Origin of the sequence: Aliiroseovarius halocynthiae (assembly GCF_007004645.1) — a bacterium.
Taxonomy (GTDB): domain Bacteria; phylum Pseudomonadota; class Alphaproteobacteria; order Rhodobacterales; family Rhodobacteraceae; genus Aliiroseovarius; species Aliiroseovarius halocynthiae.
Genome location: NZ_ML660026.1, coordinates 23733 through 41289, shown reverse-complemented (window position 1 = coordinate 41289; position 17557 = coordinate 23733). Strand labels below are relative to the sequence as shown.

The window sequence follows — 17557 nt, the reverse complement described above, 5'->3', positions numbered from 1 at the left end:
TTGCGCCTATCGAATGTTTCGATATTACTAGAAATATGGAAAATGATTCTCTTGACCTTCTGAATGTAGACATCGCGGCGTCGCAATTTGCGGCGCTGGGATCTGAACACCGCCTGTCCGTCCTGCGTACTTTGGTGCGTGCGGGGCCCGACGGGCTGTCAATTGGCGCTTTGGGCGAACGCTGTGGCGTCACCGGATCAACCCTGACCCATCATATGAAGATCCTGTCAGCCGCCGGATTGGTGACACAGGAAAAACAGGGGCGATCAATCATCTGCGCAGCTGCGGAATATGACGTGATGAGCGCGCTGTCAGATTATCTATTGTCGGAATGCTGCGCAGATTGCGCCGAAGGAAAGGGCCACGATCATGGCTGATGCAACACAGACGCAATCGCCGCGGCGGTTCAAACCCGACTGGGCTTGGGTCTTCGTTCTGGCCTTGCCAGCAGTTCTGGCATCTCTTGATCCGGCCGAGGTCATGCCGATGCTTCGCTTTGCACTGACGGCACTGGGGCATACGGCGCCGTTCATTTTGTTTGCCATCCTTGCTGTGGCGTTTTTGAAAGCCACCGGAGCGGAAAACCTTCTGGCGCGTGCCTTTGAGGGGCGCGAGACGCGGATGATCGTGGTGGCTGCATTGGCCGGCGGATTGTCGCCCTTTTGTTCGTGCGAGGTTATTCCCTTCATTGCAGCCCTTCTGGCCGTTGGGGCGCCCTTATCTGCTGTAATGGCATTCTGGCTGTCCTCACCTTTGATGGATCCCGCCATGTTTGCGATTACAGCAGGGACATTGGGCACCGGATTTGCAACGGCCAAGCTGGTCGCGGCGGTCGGTCTTGGCTTGATGGGCGGCTTCATCGTCAAAGGATTTGCCAAGTCCGCAGTTTTTGCCGACCCGCTAAAAAACGCGCCGGTTAAGTCCTGTTGCAGCTCGTCCTGTGGCTCGGGGTCAGGTGCGGACGTATATTCCGGCGAAGTGAACTGGAAATTCTGGACCGAGGCGCATCGTCGCGAAACATTTAAAAACGCCGCCGTAGAAAACGCGCTGTTTTTAGGGAAATGGCTGCTTCTGGCCTATATGATCGAAGCGCTGATGCTGCGCTATATCCCGGCAGAGCTGGTCGCGCAGGTATTGGGTGGCAGTGGTATTGGACCGATCCTTTTGGGGGCGATTGTGGGTGCGCCCGCCTATCTGAACGGCTACGCCGCAGTGCCGATGGTCGCTGCTCTGCTGGATCAGGGAATGTCAAACGGGGCCGCGATGTCTTTCGTAATAGCAGGTGGCGTCAGCTGCATCCCTGCCGCCGTTGCAGTCTGGGCCTTGGTCAAGCCGCGGGTCTTTGCAGCCTATCTGGGGATTGCCGTTGTCGGGGCCGTCTTGGCCGGCATCGGTTGGAGCGCCATCGCGTAAACCTGCGAAAGACGGGGGCAGCAGTCAGGCAGAGAATTGCTGACCTCCTGTTGTTGTTTGACGCCGTTTAGATTATTTCCAAATGTAACAAGATGCGGTCGCGTCCCAGATTAACACTCGGGGTGCGGCTTGTTTACAAGAACAAGACCAGGACGGGGTTTGCCATGTATCGTGTGTGGAATTTCATCACCACTTATTCAGTACTTCTGATAGCCGGTGCTTTGATTGCGTTGATTTGGGCTAATATTGATCCCCACTCGTATCACCATTTTGTCGAGTACCCTCTGTGGTTTAACGGCTGGATTGGCATCGATATCGGGTATTGGGAAAAAGCCTATGGAGAGGCGTCGCATCACTTTGAATATGGTGATGTCGAGAAGGTTCTGACTTTCCACTATCTGATCAACGACGTCTTGATGGCGTTGTTCTTCGCCATCGCCGGCAAAGAAGTGTGGGAGGCCGTGATCCTGAAAAACGGCAGCCTGCGCGGGAAAAAGGCAGCGACGCCTTTGGTCGCGACCGCTGGCGGTATGATCGGTCCGATCGCGGTTTATCTGGGCATTGCCTATTTCCTTGGATCCAGCACTTTTGATGCCGTGTCGCGCGGGTGGGCCATCCCGACCGCAACCGATATTGCCTTCAGCTATCTGGTGGGACGCATGGTCTTTGGCGCAGGCCACCCGGCCGTGCGCTTCTTGCTGCTTCTGGCAATTGCCGACGACGCAGCGGGCTTGATCATTCTTGCGATTTTCTATCCCTCGGGCGAATTGGCTCCTGAATGGCTGCTGCTTTCGGTTGCTGCTTCGGTCATCGTATTTGTGCTGTTCAACTGGCTGCCACGCCGCAAGGACCGTGGCGATCAGCTGCGCCGATATTCGACCTTCGTGCGCAAGAAACTTGGCTGGGTCCCCTATGCGATTGCCGGTTGCATCAGTTGGTATGGCTTTGCGCAGGCTGGCATTCACCCGGCACTGGGCCTGCTGCCTGTCATCCCGGCTATCCCACATGCGGATCGCGCGTTTGGGATCTTCTCGGAAGCAGAAAAATATCTGACCGACACGCTGAACCAGATGGAGCATGGATTGGCCATTCCGGTTGATATCGTGCTGTTCTTCTTCGGTCTTCTAAACGCCGGGGTCGAGTTCGGAGCAATTGGCGAGGCCACATGGCTGGTGCTGGCTGGCCTGATTATTGGTAAGCCTTTGGGGGTCTTTATCATGGGTTGGATTGCGGTCGGACCAATGCGCCTTGGGCTTCCGGCAGGCATGCGGCTGGTCGACCTGATCGTGATTGGCTTTGTAGCGGCGATTGGCTTTACCGTGTCGCTCTTCGTGGCCGCAGTCGCGTTCGATCCAGGCCCTGTGCAGGATGCCGCCAAAATGGGCGCGCTATTCAGCTTCGGCGCTGTGTTCCTGTCCTTCATCGCGGGTAAGGTCCTGCGCGTTGAAAAACAGCATGGCTAAGATGAAGATCGCATAAGTTTGCGCGCCAAGCTTTGCCGGAATACGAAGGAAAGCGTCAGTTTGTCTGGCGCTTTCCCCTTTTTTCAGTGCTTTGAACGCTGGAAGTTGGGCGTGTTCAGACATATTTTAGACGAAATGGCCAACTATAGCGGATAGTTAAGAAAGTTCGCCTACGACAGAATAGGACACTTGAGGTATCGGAGCGCGGATGCTCGAATTTAGAAATGTCAGCAAGTCCTTCTGGACCGGGAAACAACGCAAGGTCATTCTTGATCAGGCCTCGTTCCGGGTGGAACTTGGAAATTCGCTTGGCATCCTTGCGCCGAACGGAACGGGAAAAACCACACTGATCAACATGATGGCCGGGCTGGAAAAGCCGGATGAAGGCGAAATTGTACGCGATTGCCGGATTTCGTTTCCATTGGGGTTCATGGGCGGGGTGGTCAGCAAGCTGTCGGCGCGTGACAATGCCCGCCATATCGCGCGGCTCTATGGGCTTGATCCCGACTATCTTGAGGCCTTCACGCGCTGGCTTTGTAACCTGGAAGAATACTATGACTTCCCGATTGCGACATATAGTGCCGGGATGCGGGCGCGATTCACATTCTCGTTGCTTCTGGCAATGGAATTCGACATTTACCTGATTGATGAAGGTATGCCGCACACAACGGATGCGGAATTCAATCGTCGCGCCGGGACCGTCTTGCAGGATCGATTGAAAGAAGCCACGGTGATCGTGGTATCCCATCAGGCCCAAACACTGGAAAAACTATGCAGCTCGGCCGCAGTTCTGACCAATGGTCAGTTTTGTCAGTTCGAGACTTTGGAAGAAGCGAAGCAGCTCTATGACTACCAAACCCAAAGTTAGCAGATATCGCATTCGACGCGGATCAGAGCATGCTTCGGCGACCGAGCAGGCCGCTTCGGAGGCGTCACAAGAAACGTCTTCCCGAAAGGAAGCCGAGCTTAATCCGCTTGAGCAGATGGCCGCCGTTCCGCAAGAAGACGGATTGCCGCCTGCGGCGGGCAAATCGGCCATGCGTATCGAACGCAACACAAGGCCCTCGGGTGCAACGGACGCTGACGCAAACCCCGATGAGATCGCACAGGTACAGAATGAAGGCCTGACAGGTCGCCAGCTGCGCATGGCCCGTCGTGTGGCACAGAAACACGGTGTGCAAGCTGACAACGATTATGATGCCGTAATCAAATTGCGCCGCGCCGGGATTGATCCCTTTAAGCGTGCGAACATGCTTGAACTGGTCGAAGGCGAGGGGGATGGCAAGTCGACCAATTTGCCACAGCCGGCGCCACAAGTGGGCGTGCCCGGACCCGGTGTATTCGATGCCGCCGCACGCGCAAGATCGGTCATCGACATTCAACGAGACATTGCCCGCCGCCGGCGTCGTAACCTGCAGATGCTGATACTGCGATTGATCTTTTTTGTGGTGTTTCCGACCATTGCTGCGGGCTATTACTATTACAACGTCGCGACGCCTATGTACGCGACAAAGTCCGAGTTTGTTATCCAACAGGCCGACGGCAGTGGCGGCGGCGCAAGTGGGCTTTTCGCTGGAACCGGGCTGGCCTCAAGTCAAGACAGTATCGGTGTTCAGGGCTACCTGACTTCACGCGAGGCTATGCTGCGCTTGGACCGCGACGTCGGATTCAAAGACAGTTTCAGCGATCCGTCAATTGATGTTGTTCAGCGGCTTGATCAAGGTGCAAGTAACGAAACGGCCTATAAAGCCTATCGAAAGCGGGTGAAAATTGGGTTTGATCCGACCGAAGGCATCATCAAGATGGAAGTAGTCGCCCCGTCACCAAAGCTGAGTGAGCTATATTCGAAGGCATTGATTTCCTATGCTGAAGAGCGCGTTGATAATCTGACCCAGCGCAAGCGGGAAGATCAGATGGAAGGTGCTCAAAACAGCTATGAAGAGGCTGAGCGTGAAATGCTGGCCGCTCAAGGCCGTGTCTTGGCTTTGCAAGAAGAGGTCGGGGTGTTCGATGCGACCTCGGATGCGTCTTCGTTGATGTCTCAGATCAACACTTATGAGCTTCAATTGCAGGATAAACGACTGCGACTCCAGCAGCTCTTGGATAATACTAGCCCGAATCAAGCCCGCGTCGATGGTGTGCGAGGAGACATCTCGCGGCTTGAAAGTCTGATCGCCGAACTTCGCGGGCGTTTGACTGATACCGGCGGTGAAAAAGGATCGCTGGCGTCGATCAGCGGGCAGTTGCGTATTGCGCAAACAAACCTTGAAACCCGGACTCTTCTGATGCAACAGGCGCTGCAGCAGCTTGAGGTCGCTCGGATCGAGGCCAACAAGCAAACCCGCTATCTATCCACAAACGTCAGCCCCGTTGCGCCGGACCAGCCGACCTATCCGAAGGCGTTTGAAAACACGCTGCTGGCGTTTTTGATTTTTTCGGGGATCTATTTGATGCTGTCCCTGACTGCGTCGATCCTACGCGAACAGATTTCGTCCTGATATGTCCGAGGTTGCGATAGGTTCAGTGCGCTTCGGAAATCGTCTGCCTTTGTCGGTGATTGCGGGGCCATGCCAGTTAGAGAGCCGCGATCATGCCTTGTTTCTGGCGGAACGTTTGCTCGTTGCGTGTCAGAAGGCGCGTGTTGGCTTTGTTTTCAAAGCATCCTTCGATAAGGCCAATCGCACGTCTACGCACGGGAAACGTGGACCGGGAATGGAGGCGGGGTTGGAGATGCTTTCGAGCGTGAAGGCAGAGCTCGGCGTGCCGGTGTTAACAGACGTACACCTGCCCAACCAGTGCCCCCCCGTGGCCGAGGTCGCGGACGCTTTGCAGATCCCAGCGTTTCTCTGCCGCCAGACAGACCTGTTGCTGGCAGCAGCGGCCACAGATAGACCTGTGAATGTGAAGAAGGGACAGTTTTTGGCCCCATGGGACATGCAGAATGTAGTGGAAAAGTTGGTTGTTGAAGGGAATTCTCAAATCTTGTTGACCGAAAGGGGAACCAGCTTTGGCTACAACACTTTGGTCACCGATATGCGAGCACTACCGCAACTGGCAGAACTCGGTTGTCCGGTGATCATGGACGCGACCCATGCTGTCCAGATGCCAGGAGGGCAGGGGCGCGCGTCTGGCGGTCAGCGGGAATTCGCGCCAGTGTTGGCGCGCGCTGCGGTTGCCGTTGGAGTGGCAGGCGTGTTTGTCGAGGCGCATCAGGATCCTGACAATGCGCCGTCCGATGGTCCTAATATGATACCCATTGATGACATGGGATCGCTTCTCTCTGACTTAGCCGCGCTCGATGCGGTAGCTAAGGCGCGGTCGTTCCCCGAAACCTGTAGTTAGCCGATAGCCTTCTGTGATCGCGAATCTGTGCTGCCTTTTTCAGGCATAATTGCCGTATGCAAACTGGTGAGACTTCACTCCAAAATCCAGGTAATCGCCCGAGGAAAAATCCGGCTAAGCTCTTATTATTACGAGAAACACTTGTCATGAGAACGCCCGTCTTTTGCCAATTCGACCGTGCAACGAAATTTCTGTAAGAACCGAAACTTTAGGGTTGCACCCCGTTTCGGCTTTAGCTACTTAAGCGCTCACAGTTGGGGTGTAGCCAAGTGGTAAGGCAACTGTTTTTGGTACAGTGTACCGTAGGTTCGAATCCTACCACCCCAGCCAATCTCTCTTTTTCCTTATATTACAAGCGCTTAAGTGAGTTGAGAAATTGCCTCCGGAACACTTTGCCAGTGCATATATCCGGACCAGTTGGCGCACTAACCGACACAAAAGAAGAAACCCGCCAACTTGCACCGGCGGGTTCAAATTTTGCTGAGGCAGTTGATAGCTACGCCGCGTAGGTGCCGTTAGTGCACCTTTCTCGAAGGGCGGTATAAGCTTTGTCGTTAAGATAGGTATGTGAAGGTATGGTGGTGGCACGCTCTCAGAAACGAACAACCGCACCTTGATAAGTCCGAGGTGCGGTTGCGTATGGCATTTTTTGTCAAGGGCGGGGAAATCCTCGCCCTTCTTAATTTTTTCACGCTTTAGAAATGCGCCGAATTGGTGGTTGACGGAACAGCCAGCGGTGGGGCGAATTTGGTCAGGTCAATGCCTTCGACCGCCGCCTTGTATTCTTCCATCGTCGGCGTGCGGCCCAAAATGGCGGACAGGACGACAACCGGGGTCGAGGCCAGAAGCGATTCACCCTTCTTCTCGGGCAGGTCACCTACGACGCGACCCTGGAACAAGCGGGTCGAGGTTGCCAGAACCGTATCACCTTTCGCGGCTTTCTCTTGGTTGCCCATGCACAGGTTACAGCCGGGACGTTCAAGATACATGATGTTCTCGTACTCGGTCCGTGCCTCGGCTTTCGGGAACAGGTCGTCAAACTCGAAGCCCGAGTATTTCTCGAGAATCTCCCAGTCGCCCTCTTCCTTCAGCTCATCAATGATGTTGTAGGTCGGTGCGGCCACAACCAGCGGCGCGTTGAATTCGACCTTACCCATCGATTTTTCAAGGTTCTTCAGCATCTGGGCCACAATTTTCATGTCGCCCTTGTGCACCATGCACGAGCCAACAAAGCCCAGATTCACCTTCTTGTCGCCACCGTAATAGGACACGGGGCGGATGGTGTCGTGGGTATAGCGCTTGGACACGTCTTCGTTGTTCACATCCGGGTCCGCGATCATCGGCTCATCAATGGCGTCCAGATCGACAACAACCTCGGCGAAATACTTGGCATTGTCATCCGGGGTCAGGGCTGGGTTCGCACCCGACTTGATGTCGGCGATGCGTTTGTCAGCCTTGGCAATCAGACCCGCCAGCAATTGGGCTTCATTGTCCATACCCTTGTCGATCATGACTTGGATGCGGGATTTAGCCAGTTCGAGCGATCCAATCAGCGTGTCGTCATTCGAGATACAGATCGACGCCTTGGCCTTCATCTCGGCTGTCCAGTCGGTGAAGGTAAAGGCTTGGTCAGCCAGAAGCGTCCCAATATGCACTTCGATCACGCGGCCCTGGAAGACGTTGTCACCGTGCTGGTCTAGCATCTGTGCCTGCGTGGCGTGAACGACGTCGCGGAAGTCCAGATGCTCGGCCATCTGACCTTTGAAGGTCACTTTCACCGATTCCGGGACCGGCATCGAGGCTTCACCAGTCGCCAGTGCCAGCGCCACCGTGCCCGAGTCCGCACCAAAAGCCACACCTTTGGACATGCGTGTGTGGCTGTCGCCGCCAATGATCACGTCCCAGTCATCCACGGTAATGTCATTCAACACCTTGTGGATCACGTCAGTCATCGCGTGATATTTGCCCTTCGGGTCACGTGCAGTGATCAGGCCGAAATCATTCATGAACTGCATCAGTTTCGGGATGTTGGCCTGCGCCTTCTTGTCCCAAACAGAAGCGGTGTGACAGCCCGACTGATACCCAACGTCAACCGAAGGTGAGATCACGGTCGCTGCCATGGCTTCCAGTTCCTGCGCGGTCATCGGACCGGTCGTATCCTGCGAGCCAACGACATTGACCTGAACGCGCACGTCCGATCCTGCAAGCAGTGTCGCGCCGGGCGTGACGCCTAAGGCGTTGCGGTTGAAGATCTTTTCAACAGCGGTCAGGCCCTGACCTTCGGCAGTGATCTCTTTCGACGGTGCATAAGCCGATTTCAGCTCTTGCCCCAAAGCGGCAGCGGCGAATGTCTGCAGCTTCTTACCAAAGACAACGGCATAGGAACCGCCAGCCTTCATGAATTCCATCTTCTGCGGGGTGAAGGCCGCAGCAACGCTTTTCAGCTCTTTGCCCGACGCGTCATGCAGGGTTTTGGTTTTCGAGTTGATGGTCAGGACGGTACCGGTCGCAACCGAGTACGCCTCTTCCAACACGGCTTCGCCGTCTTCGTCTTCCACCACATTGCCGTCTGCATCCAGCTTCTTGACCCAGTTGTCCAAGTCAATGCCGATACCGCCGGTCACACCCACAGTGGTCAGGAAGATCGGCGAGATGCCATTGGTCCCGGCCACAACAGGTGCGATGTTGATGAAGGGCACATAAGGGCTGGCCTTCTTACCGGTCCACAGCGCCACGTTGTTCACGCCTGACATACGGGACGAGCCCACACCCATCGTGCCTTTTTCCGCGATCAGCATCACGCGCGCATCCGGGTGCTGTTTCTGCAGATCTTGGATTTCGGCCTGAGCTTCGGGTGTGATCATGCATTTGCCATGCAGTTCACGGTCGGCGCGCGAGTGTGCTTCGGCACCCGGCGACAGAAGGTCGGTCGAGATATCACCAACACCGGCGATATAGGTAACGACTTTGATCTCTTCCTCGACCTCGGGCAGCTTGGTGAAAAACTCAGCCTTGGCATAGCTTTCCAGCAGCTCTTTGGCGACGGCATTGCCCGCTTTATAGGCTGCGTCCAGACGATCCGTATCGGCTTCGTACAAGAAAACCTGTGTTTTCAGAACCTCTGCAGCCTGCGCCGCAATCGCTGCGTCATCACCCAGCGCCAGATCCAACAGCACCTCAACCGAGGGGCCACCCTTCATGTGGGACAGAAGCTCAAAGGCAAACTCGCCCGAGATTTCGGCAACAGTGGCCCCACCCAGAATGATGTCCTTCAGGAACTTCGCCTTGACGCCAGCGGCGCTCGTGGTGCCCGGAAGTGTGTTATAGATAAAGAAGTTCAGCGATGCGTCGCGATGCTCATTGCCGGTGTCTTTGATCTGTTCGATCAGTTCAGCCACCAATGCGCCGTCGTCGATGGGCTTTGGGTTCAGCCCCTCGCCTTTACGTGTTTCAATCTCAGTTAGGTAGTCGGTGTACAAGCTCATGACGGTCCCTACAAATATGAGTTGGATGCAGCCCCTAGCCCAGCACGAAGGAATCGTCAGGCCGTTGGAAATGCCTATGGTATGCCGCTGTATACCAAGCCAAATTGGCCGCCGCAATACGTTCCAAAGCGCCCGAAGGGCGTGCATGCGGTGGTTCATATACACAATTGCGTGTGATGCCAAACAGCAGCACACGCCCCTGCATCAAATCTCGGGCACCCATTGACGGGGTGAATGCAATTCCTCTTGCCACCGCCGCTGTTGGACATAATCAGGATTTCGTGATCTCTTTGGGAAGATCCAGCCCCGCAGCTTTGGGATGCTGCGCAGGCTTCTGGGAATTGTTTGTGGCGTGCTCGCCAATGTATCAAGTCCAACGCAGCCTGGCCATCAGGGCGGCTCTCAAATTCGATATATATGCCGTGTGCGGTCGGTGTCGCGATTGGCTAATTGGAGCCATTTCAAGGTGCCGCATTGGTCGGTTCGTTCGCAACATGCATACGTTCGTTTGATTGGCACGCTTTTACTGTCGGATTGGGGCAGTGCGAACGGACATGCGTGTCATAGAGTGACCCCATCTTGTGGGTGCAGCTACAGCCCAAGCGGTTGACAGGTGCGCGGTAAGCCGCCACTGTCTTTCCATCCGCAGCGATGGCGTCGCTGCCCTGTGTGCCATATGCACACCGGTCCGGAGATCAACTGCCCTGCACGCCGGGGAGTTTGGTTGGCCGGGCATATCCCAAGACATCCTGGCCTCGGAAGATGGAGAGATGTGATATGTCACGCCCTCAGTATTTTGTTTGTGAAAACGGTGAAAAAGCCCCGCTGCCCTTCTCGGACGCGGAATATGAGCGCCGCTTGGCGGAGCTGCGCAAGATCATGGCCGCGCGCGGTGTGGAAGCGGTTGTGTTCAGCTCGATGCACAATATCGCCTATTATTCAGGCTTTCTGTACTGCGCCTTCGGTCGCCCCTATGCGCTGGTGGTCACAGCGGATCGGTCGACGACAGTGTCTGCCAATATCGATGCGGGCCAGCCGTGGCGGCGCTGTTATGGCGACAACGTCATCTACACCGATTGGGAGCGCAACAACTATTGGCGCGCTGTGAAGAACCTTGTGGGCAATGCCAAGTCGATCGGGATCGAAGGCGACCACATGACTTTGGCGCAGCGCGGTTTGGCGGAAGAGTTCCTGCCCGACAGCAGGTTCACCGACATTGCACCTGATACGATGCAGGCCCGCATGATCAAGTCGGCCGAAGAAATTGCGCTGATCCGCGAAGGGGCACGTATTGCCGACGTGGGCGGGGCAGCCATTCACGACGCGATCCGCGTCGGCGCCCGCGAGAATGACATAGCCATGGCGGGCCGCGATGCGATGGAGCTTGAGATCTCGCGTGCCCACCCCGACAGCGAAATCCGCGACACATGGGTGTGGTTCCAGTCGGGCATCAACACCGACGGCGCGCATAATCCGGTGACCACGCGCAAACTGGAAGATGGCGATATCCTGTCGCTGAACACGTTCCCGATGATCTCAGGCTATTACACTGCGCTGGAACGTACCCTGTTTGTCGGCGAGCCGGACGCGGAAAGCCTGCGGATCTGGAAGGCCAACGTTGCCGCGCACGAATTGGGGATCAGCCTGATCAAGCCGGGCGCGACCTGTTCGGGCATCACGGCTGAGATCAACAAGTTCTTTGAAAGCGAAGGGCTGCTTCAGTACCGCTCGTTTGGCTATGGGCATTCGTTTGGGGTTCTGTCCCACTATTATGGGCGCGAGGCAGGCTTGGAGCTGCGCGAGGACATCGACACTGTGCTGGAACCCGGCATGGTTGTGTCGATGGAGCCGATGTTGTTCCTGCCCGAGGGCACGCCGGGTGCCGGCGGCTATCGTGAACATGATATTCTTGTGGTCGGGGAAAATGGTGCTGAAAACATCACCGGTTTCCCCTATGGTCCAGAGCATAACATTATTTCGCGATAGGTGCTGATTCTGGCGTAAAATTGCCTTTATGGGTCGTGCGCGTGTCGTCTCGGCGTCGCGAATTACTCAGACTGAAGGTAGAAAGCCGGGCGGAGGCGCAGATAAACGCAAAGATTTATCCCCGCCGTCCGGTCATCGGTCAACTGCTTTGCCCAAGGTCAAAAAGCGACATGGCAAAGCCCGGATAAAAAGAGGTTTTGTGCGATACGACAATAAATCGTTTTGATGTGCTCCATGCTCAGAAAAGTGCGATTAATTGTCAGACAATATGGAGACAGTCGAATTGACTGTTGAATTCGCTCATTTCTTCGTGTTGGCTGGTGCATGAAAAAAAGAAGAACATAGACCAGGGGGGTCACTTGGCTGAAGCTGTTTCCGACGACGGATTTGTCGTTTTTGATCGTGTCCAAAAAAGCTATGATGGGGAGACACTGGTTGTAAAAGACCTGAACCTGTCGATTGCGAAGGGCGAGTTTCTAACCATGCTCGGGCCGTCGGGGTCTGGGAAGACCACCTGCTTGATGATGTTGGCTGGATTTGAGACTGCAACCCACGGTGATATCCGTTTGGGGGGGCAGCCAATCAACAACATCCCGCCACATAAGCGCGGTATTGGCATGGTGTTCCAGAACTATGCATTGTTCCCGCATATGACGATTGCCGAGAACCTGGCCTTCCCGTTGGAAGTGCGCAAGATGGGCAAATCAGAGCGGGAAGAGAAAATCAAACGTGCGCTGGATATGGTGGAAATGGGAGCCTTTGGCGGCCGCCGCCCGTCGCAGTTGTCCGGTGGTCAGCAACAGCGGATCGCACTGGCGCGTGCGCTGGTGTTTGAACCCGAACTGGTTTTGATGGACGAACCGCTGGGCGCGTTGGACAAGCAGCTACGCGAAAAGATGCAGTTCGAAATCACTGATTTGGCGCATAATCTGGGCATCACCACGGTCTATGTGACCCACGACCAAACCGAAGCCCTGACCATGTCCGACAACGTGGCCGTATTTGACGATGGCCGTATTCAGCAGCTGGCCCCGCCGGATCTTCTGTATGAAAAGCCGGAAAACAGCTTCGTTGCGCAGTTCATCGGCGAAAACAACACCTTGGAAGGTATCGTCACCGAAATTACTGGCGATACATGTGTGGTGCGTCTGGATGACGGCGAGGAACTGGATGCGACCCCGATCAACGTCTCGAAAGTGGGCGAACGTACCAAAGTGTCGATCCGTCCAGAGCGTGTTGAATACAACAAGGAACGCCTGCAAGAAGGCGCCCATACGCTGAAAGCCGAAGTGCTTGAGTTCATCTACATGGGTGACATTTTCCGCACCCGTCTGCGCGTCGCCGGCAATGATGAATTCATCATCAAGACCCGTAACGCACCGGATGTCGAACGACTGCAACCGGGCCAGCAGATTGAAATCGGCTGGTTGCCGCAGGATTGCCGCGCGCTGGACGCGTGAACCCAATTGCAACGGGGGCGTGGTGACACGGCCCCGGGGCATTCTGCCAGGGAATTGCCATGCGACCCGTCATGCAGTTCCGACGAACCAAACGGGATAACTAGGGAGAATTTAAGTATGAAACTTGCGAAAATGTTTATGGCTACCTCGGCCCTGACGCTTGCCGGTAATGTGGCAACCGCCGAGGATATGGCCAACGAACTGACGCTGGTGTCCTGGGGCGGTGCCTATCAGGCCAGCCAAGTAAAAGCCTATGTCGAACCGTATCTTGAGATGCACCCCGACGTTAAGGTCACCTGGGACGAAAGCTCTGGCGAAGCAGTGGCAAAACTGCGCGCCATGAACGAAACCGGCAACGTCACTTGGGACCTTGTTGACGTGGTAGCATCGGATTCGATGCGTCTGTGTGACGAAGGTCTTGCTGAAGAAATCAACCACGATGAAGATTTGGCTGCTGCCCCCGACGGCACATCCGCTTCGGACGATTTCGGCGACCTGCTGGTATCGGATTGCTTTGTGCCGCAGATCGTATACTCGACCACTTTCGGCTACCGCACTGACCTGGTTGGTGACACCGCTCCGACCACGGTTTGCGATATCTTTGATCTGGCGAAATACCCAGGCAAGCGTTCGCTGCAGAAGCGCCCGATCGACAACATGGAATGGGCTTTGTACTGCGATGGCGTTGAGAAGGACGCGATCTATGACACGCTGGGCACTGACGAAGGTGTAAGCCAAGCGCTGGCCAAGCTGGACACCATCAAGGATCAGGTTGTCTGGTGGACTGCTGGCGCAGAAACACCGCAGCTGCTGGCTGATGGTGAAGTTGTCATGGGATCGACCTTCAACGGCCGTCTGTTCTCGGCCATTGCTGAACAGAACCAGCCGATCGAGATGCTGTGGGACATGCAGTCGTTTGACCTTGACGGTTGGGTTGTTCCTGCTGGTCTGCCCGCAGATCGCAAAGCCCGCGTCATGGACTTCCTGAAGTTCGCAACCGACACCCAGCGTCTGGCTGATCAGGCTGCCTACATCTCGTACGGTCCGGCCCGTGCATCGTCCGCTCCGCTGGTTGGCAAGCACGCCGAACTGGGCATCGACATGGCGCCGCACATGCCGACCGACCCGGCAAACTCGGGCAACGTTCACGTGTATGACTACGAATGGTGGGCAGACAACCGTGACGATCTGAACGCAAAATTCGAAGCTTGGTTGGCCAAGTAATCGATTTCCCGGAGGGGGCCTTTTGGCCCTCTCCGACCCATTATTTAGAATCCTATTCGTTTGTCACTTTGATCTGACATGAAACCAAGAAACGGCAACAGCCGACAGGGATGATATGAGCGATATGACCGACACCGGCGGCCCGGTTCTAGCCGCAGATGGAACACCGCTGAAGCGTAGTCTTGCGCGGGCGCTGCGACGGCAGAAGATGCGGGCCTTGATGCTGATTGCACCACTTTTGCTGTTCATCCTGATCAGCTTTATCTTGCCCGTCGCGGACATGCTTTATCGCTCGGTTCAAAACGGGATCGTCACTGAAACGCTGCCACGCTCTGTTGTGGCCTTGGCTGATTGGGATGCCAATAGCGGTGATCTTCCGTCCGAGGCGGTCTTTGCAGCGATGGCAGCGGATCTGAAAGATGCAGCCGCCGCCAAGACGCATACAAAGGTCGGCACGCGTTTAAACTATGAGAACCCAGGGATCTCTTCCCTGTTCCGCAAGACGGGTCGTAAGGCCAAAAAGTTCGACGTTGAAAATGGCGGTCCGTGGAAAGAAGCGCTGATCGATATCAACAAAGGTTGGGGTGACCCGGACAATTGGCGCACCATTCAAACCTATTCGCCACCGGTTACGGCTGGCTATTTCCTGAACGCTGTTGATATGCGCGTCGGGCCGGATGGCGCAGAGTCGCGCCCGGAAAGCGAACAGATTTATATGAACCTGTTGAAGCGGACGCTTTGGATGTCACTGACCATTACGGTGTGCTGCATTCTGCTGGCTTATCCGGTGGCTTGGATCTTGGCCAACCTGCCAATGCGTCAGGCAAATATGCTGATGATCCTGGTGCTGCTTCCGTTCTGGACATCGCTTTTGGTACGGACATCCGCATGGAAAATCCTTCTGCAGCAGCAGGGTGTAATCAACGACATTCTGGTTTGGATTGGCTTGGTGGATGACAGTGCAAGGCTTGTGATTATCAACAACCAGTTCGGCACAATCGTAGCGATGACCCATATCTTGCTGCCGTTCATGATCTTGCCGATGTATTCGGTCATGCAGACCATTCCGCCCACTTACCTGCGCGCAGCCAAAAGCCTTGGGGCAACTGACTGGACTGCGTTCTGGCGCGTCTACTTCCCGCAAACCATTCCGGGCATCGGCGCGGGCTCGATCCTCGTCTTCATTCTGGCGATCGGCTACTACATCACACCCGCACTTGTCGGTGGTACGAAAGGCACGTTCATTTCGAACCAGATCGCCTTCCACATTTCAAGTTCTCTGAACTGGGGCCTTGCCTCGGCGCTGGGTGCTATTCTTCTGGCGGTCGTTCTGGTCCTTTACTGGGCGTATGACAAGATCGTCGGCATCGACAACGTGAAGCTGGGGTAACGGACATGGCACTTCCATCATATGCAAGCACTGGCCAGCGCATCTGGTACTACACGTTCCGTGTGATTTGCGGGTTGATCTTTTTCTTCCTGATTGCGCCGATTGCTGTCGTGATCCCTCTGAGTTTTAACTCGCAGGACTTCTTCACATTCACCCGTGAGATGCTGAGCTTTGACCCGGCCGGGTATTCGCTGAAGCACTATCGGGACTTCTTCGGAAATCCTGATTGGCAAGACGCACTTTGGAACTCGATCAAGATTGCACCGGTTGCGACGCTTCTGTCGGTTTCGTTGGGAACCCTTGCCGCCATCGGCCTAAGTCAGCCGCATGTCCCCGCACGTCGTGCGATTATGGCGACGCTGATCTCTCCGATGATCGTTCCGCTGATCATTTCTGCGGCCGGGATGTACTTTTTCTATTCCCGTATCGGCCTTGCGGGCACTTATTGGGGGGTTGTGTTGGCGCACGCCGCGTTGGGCATTCCCTTCGTCATTATCACAGTGACCGCGACGCTGGTTGGCTTTGATCGGTCATTGACCCGCGCTGCGGCCAATATGGGGGCGGACCCTGTCACGACCTTCTTCCGGGTGCAGATGCCGCTGATCCTGCCCGGCGTAATCTCGGGCGCGCTGTTTGCGTTCATCACATCGTTTGACGAAGTTGTGGTTGTGATTTTCGTGGGTTCGGCCAAGCAACAGACACTTCCGTGGCAGATGTTTATTGGTCTGCGCGAGCAGATCAGTCCGACCATTCTGGCGGTTGCGACAATCCTTGTTGTGATTTCGATCGCGCTTCTGACCACGGTCGAGTTGCTGCGCCGCCGGTCCGAGCGTCTGCGTGGGATGTCTCCGGGCTGATTGGTCCGAGAAAACTGATAAAGATCAGGCGCCACTCTGGCGTCTTTTCTTTTGCAAATTATTGTCGTGACGTCGCGAATAAGAGGAGTTTGTTAACCGTTTTCCGGCAACTCTGTCTGAAATGTGTGACGGAGTTTGCAGCCGGGTCACTTCGGCCCCTTGCAGCCCCCTAAACACAGCACTAGGTTGGCAGCAGGTGCCCAGAACGGGCTTTGGCGCGAAGAGAAAGCAGGCGACATGCACGATCCGATTGACACTCTTAACAATAACCTGGTCCCGATGGTGGTTGAACAAACCGCACGCGGAGAGCGGGCCTATGACATTTTCTCGCGTCTGCTGAAAGAGCGGATTATTTTTGTAAATGGAGCGGTTCACGACGGCATGTCCAGCCTGATCGTTGCGCAGCTGCTGCATCTTGAAGCTGAGAACCCGAAAAAAGAAATCTCAATGTACATCAATTCGCCTGGCGGGGTCGTGACCTCGGGCCTGTCGATTTATGATACGATGCAGTACATCAAGCCCCCGGTGTCGACGCTGGTGATTGGCCAGGCGGCATCAATGGGGTCGGTGCTGTCTGTGGCAGGCGAAAAAGGTATGCGTTTCTCTCTGCCGCACTCGCGCATCATGGTTCACCAACCGTCTGGTGGCTATCAGGGGCAGGCAACAGATATTATGATCCACGCGGCTGAGACGCAGAAGGTCAAGGACACGCTGCATCAGATTTATGTCAAGCATACTGGCAATGATCTGGCGGATGTCGAAAAAGCACTTGAGCGTGACAATTTCATGTCTCCACAGGAAGCCAAAGATTGGGGTCATATCGATGAAATCGTTGAGAGCCGAGCCAATGGTGACGAAGCTGAAGCCTGATTGTGCCTGAATGAAGGACCCATCTAGGGGCCCTTCAAAAAGCTGATTGTACCTGTTCCTCCACTGG

The 17557-nt window shown here is 55.4% G+C and carries 12 protein-coding genes, 1 tRNA gene and 1 pseudogene; 13 read left to right on the top strand and 1 reads right to left on the bottom strand.

The window, feature by feature from the left end; translation table 11 throughout:
• The first annotated feature begins 35 nt into the window (after window positions 1-35).
• From FIL88_RS14775 to FIL88_RS14745, 7 genes are all read left to right on the top strand, one after another.
• Window positions 36-377, top strand: coding sequence for an ArsR/SmtB family transcription factor (locus tag FIL88_RS14775; RefSeq protein ID WP_142854650.1), 342 nt, complete (start codon window positions 36-38; stop codon window positions 375-377).
• Window positions 370-1413, top strand: a complete 1044-nt coding sequence (locus tag FIL88_RS14770; RefSeq protein WP_142854649.1) for a permease — start codon at window positions 370-372, stop codon at window positions 1411-1413. The genes FIL88_RS14775 and FIL88_RS14770 overlap by 8 nt, the downstream gene beginning before the upstream one ends.
• Window positions 1414-1577: 164 nt before the next feature.
• A complete protein-coding gene (locus tag FIL88_RS14765) occupies window positions 1578-2876 on the top strand; it encodes a Na+/H+ antiporter NhaA (RefSeq protein WP_142854648.1) in 1299 nt (432 codons plus the stop codon).
• A 208-nt stretch (window positions 2877-3084) separates the two neighbouring features.
• Complete coding sequence (locus FIL88_RS14760) at window positions 3085-3744, top strand: ABC transporter ATP-binding protein (protein ID WP_142854647.1); 660 nt, start codon at window positions 3085-3087, stop codon at window positions 3742-3744.
• Window positions 3722-5374 (top strand): KpsE/RkpR family capsule polysaccharide export protein, encoded by a 1653-nt coding sequence (locus FIL88_RS14755; RefSeq protein ID WP_142854646.1) that lies wholly within the window; start codon window positions 3722-3724, stop codon window positions 5372-5374. The genes FIL88_RS14760 and FIL88_RS14755 overlap by 23 nt, the downstream gene beginning before the upstream one ends.
• 1 nt (window position 5375) lies before the next feature.
• Entirely contained in the window at window positions 5376-6218 is an 843-nt protein-coding gene (gene kdsA / locus FIL88_RS14750; RefSeq protein WP_142854645.1) for a 3-deoxy-8-phosphooctulonate synthase, read from the top strand.
• 255 nt (window positions 6219-6473) lie between these two features.
• Window positions 6474-6548, top strand: a tRNA-Gln gene (locus tag FIL88_RS14745).
• Between the two features lie 365 nt (window positions 6549-6913).
• Here FIL88_RS14745 and FIL88_RS14740 read toward each other — a convergent pair.
• Window positions 6914-9703 carry a bifunctional aconitate hydratase 2/2-methylisocitrate dehydratase gene (locus FIL88_RS14740; RefSeq protein ID WP_142854644.1) on the bottom strand — a complete coding sequence of 930 codons (2790 nt, stop codon included), beginning with the start codon at window positions 9701-9703 and terminating at the stop codon, window positions 6914-6916.
• A gap of 777 nt (window positions 9704-10480) precedes the next feature.
• Here FIL88_RS14740 and FIL88_RS14735 point away from each other — a divergent pair.
• From FIL88_RS14735 to FIL88_RS14710, 6 genes and pseudogenes are all read left to right on the top strand, one after another.
• Window positions 10481-11689 (top strand): aminopeptidase P family protein, encoded by a 1209-nt coding sequence (locus tag FIL88_RS14735; protein WP_142854643.1) that lies wholly within the window; start codon window positions 10481-10483, stop codon window positions 11687-11689.
• A 359-nt stretch (window positions 11690-12048) separates the two neighbouring features.
• Window positions 12049-13149, top strand: coding sequence for an ABC transporter ATP-binding protein (locus tag FIL88_RS14730; RefSeq protein WP_142854642.1), 1101 nt, complete (start codon window positions 12049-12051; stop codon window positions 13147-13149).
• 117 nt (window positions 13150-13266) lie between these two features.
• Window positions 13267-14373, top strand: coding sequence for an extracellular solute-binding protein (locus tag FIL88_RS14725; RefSeq protein ID WP_142854641.1), 1107 nt, complete (start codon window positions 13267-13269; stop codon window positions 14371-14373).
• A gap of 115 nt (window positions 14374-14488) precedes the next feature.
• Window positions 14489-15763, top strand: coding sequence for an ABC transporter permease (locus FIL88_RS14720; RefSeq protein ID WP_142854640.1), 1275 nt, complete (start codon window positions 14489-14491; stop codon window positions 15761-15763).
• 32 nt (window positions 15764-15795) lie between these two features.
• Window positions 15796-16620, top strand: a pseudogene (locus tag FIL88_RS14715) (ABC transporter permease); the annotation flags it as partial.
• A 237-nt stretch (window positions 16621-16857) separates the two neighbouring features.
• Entirely contained in the window at window positions 16858-17490 is a 633-nt protein-coding gene (locus FIL88_RS14710; RefSeq protein ID WP_142854638.1) for an ATP-dependent Clp protease proteolytic subunit, read from the top strand.
• Window positions 17491-17557: the final 67 nt, after the last annotated feature.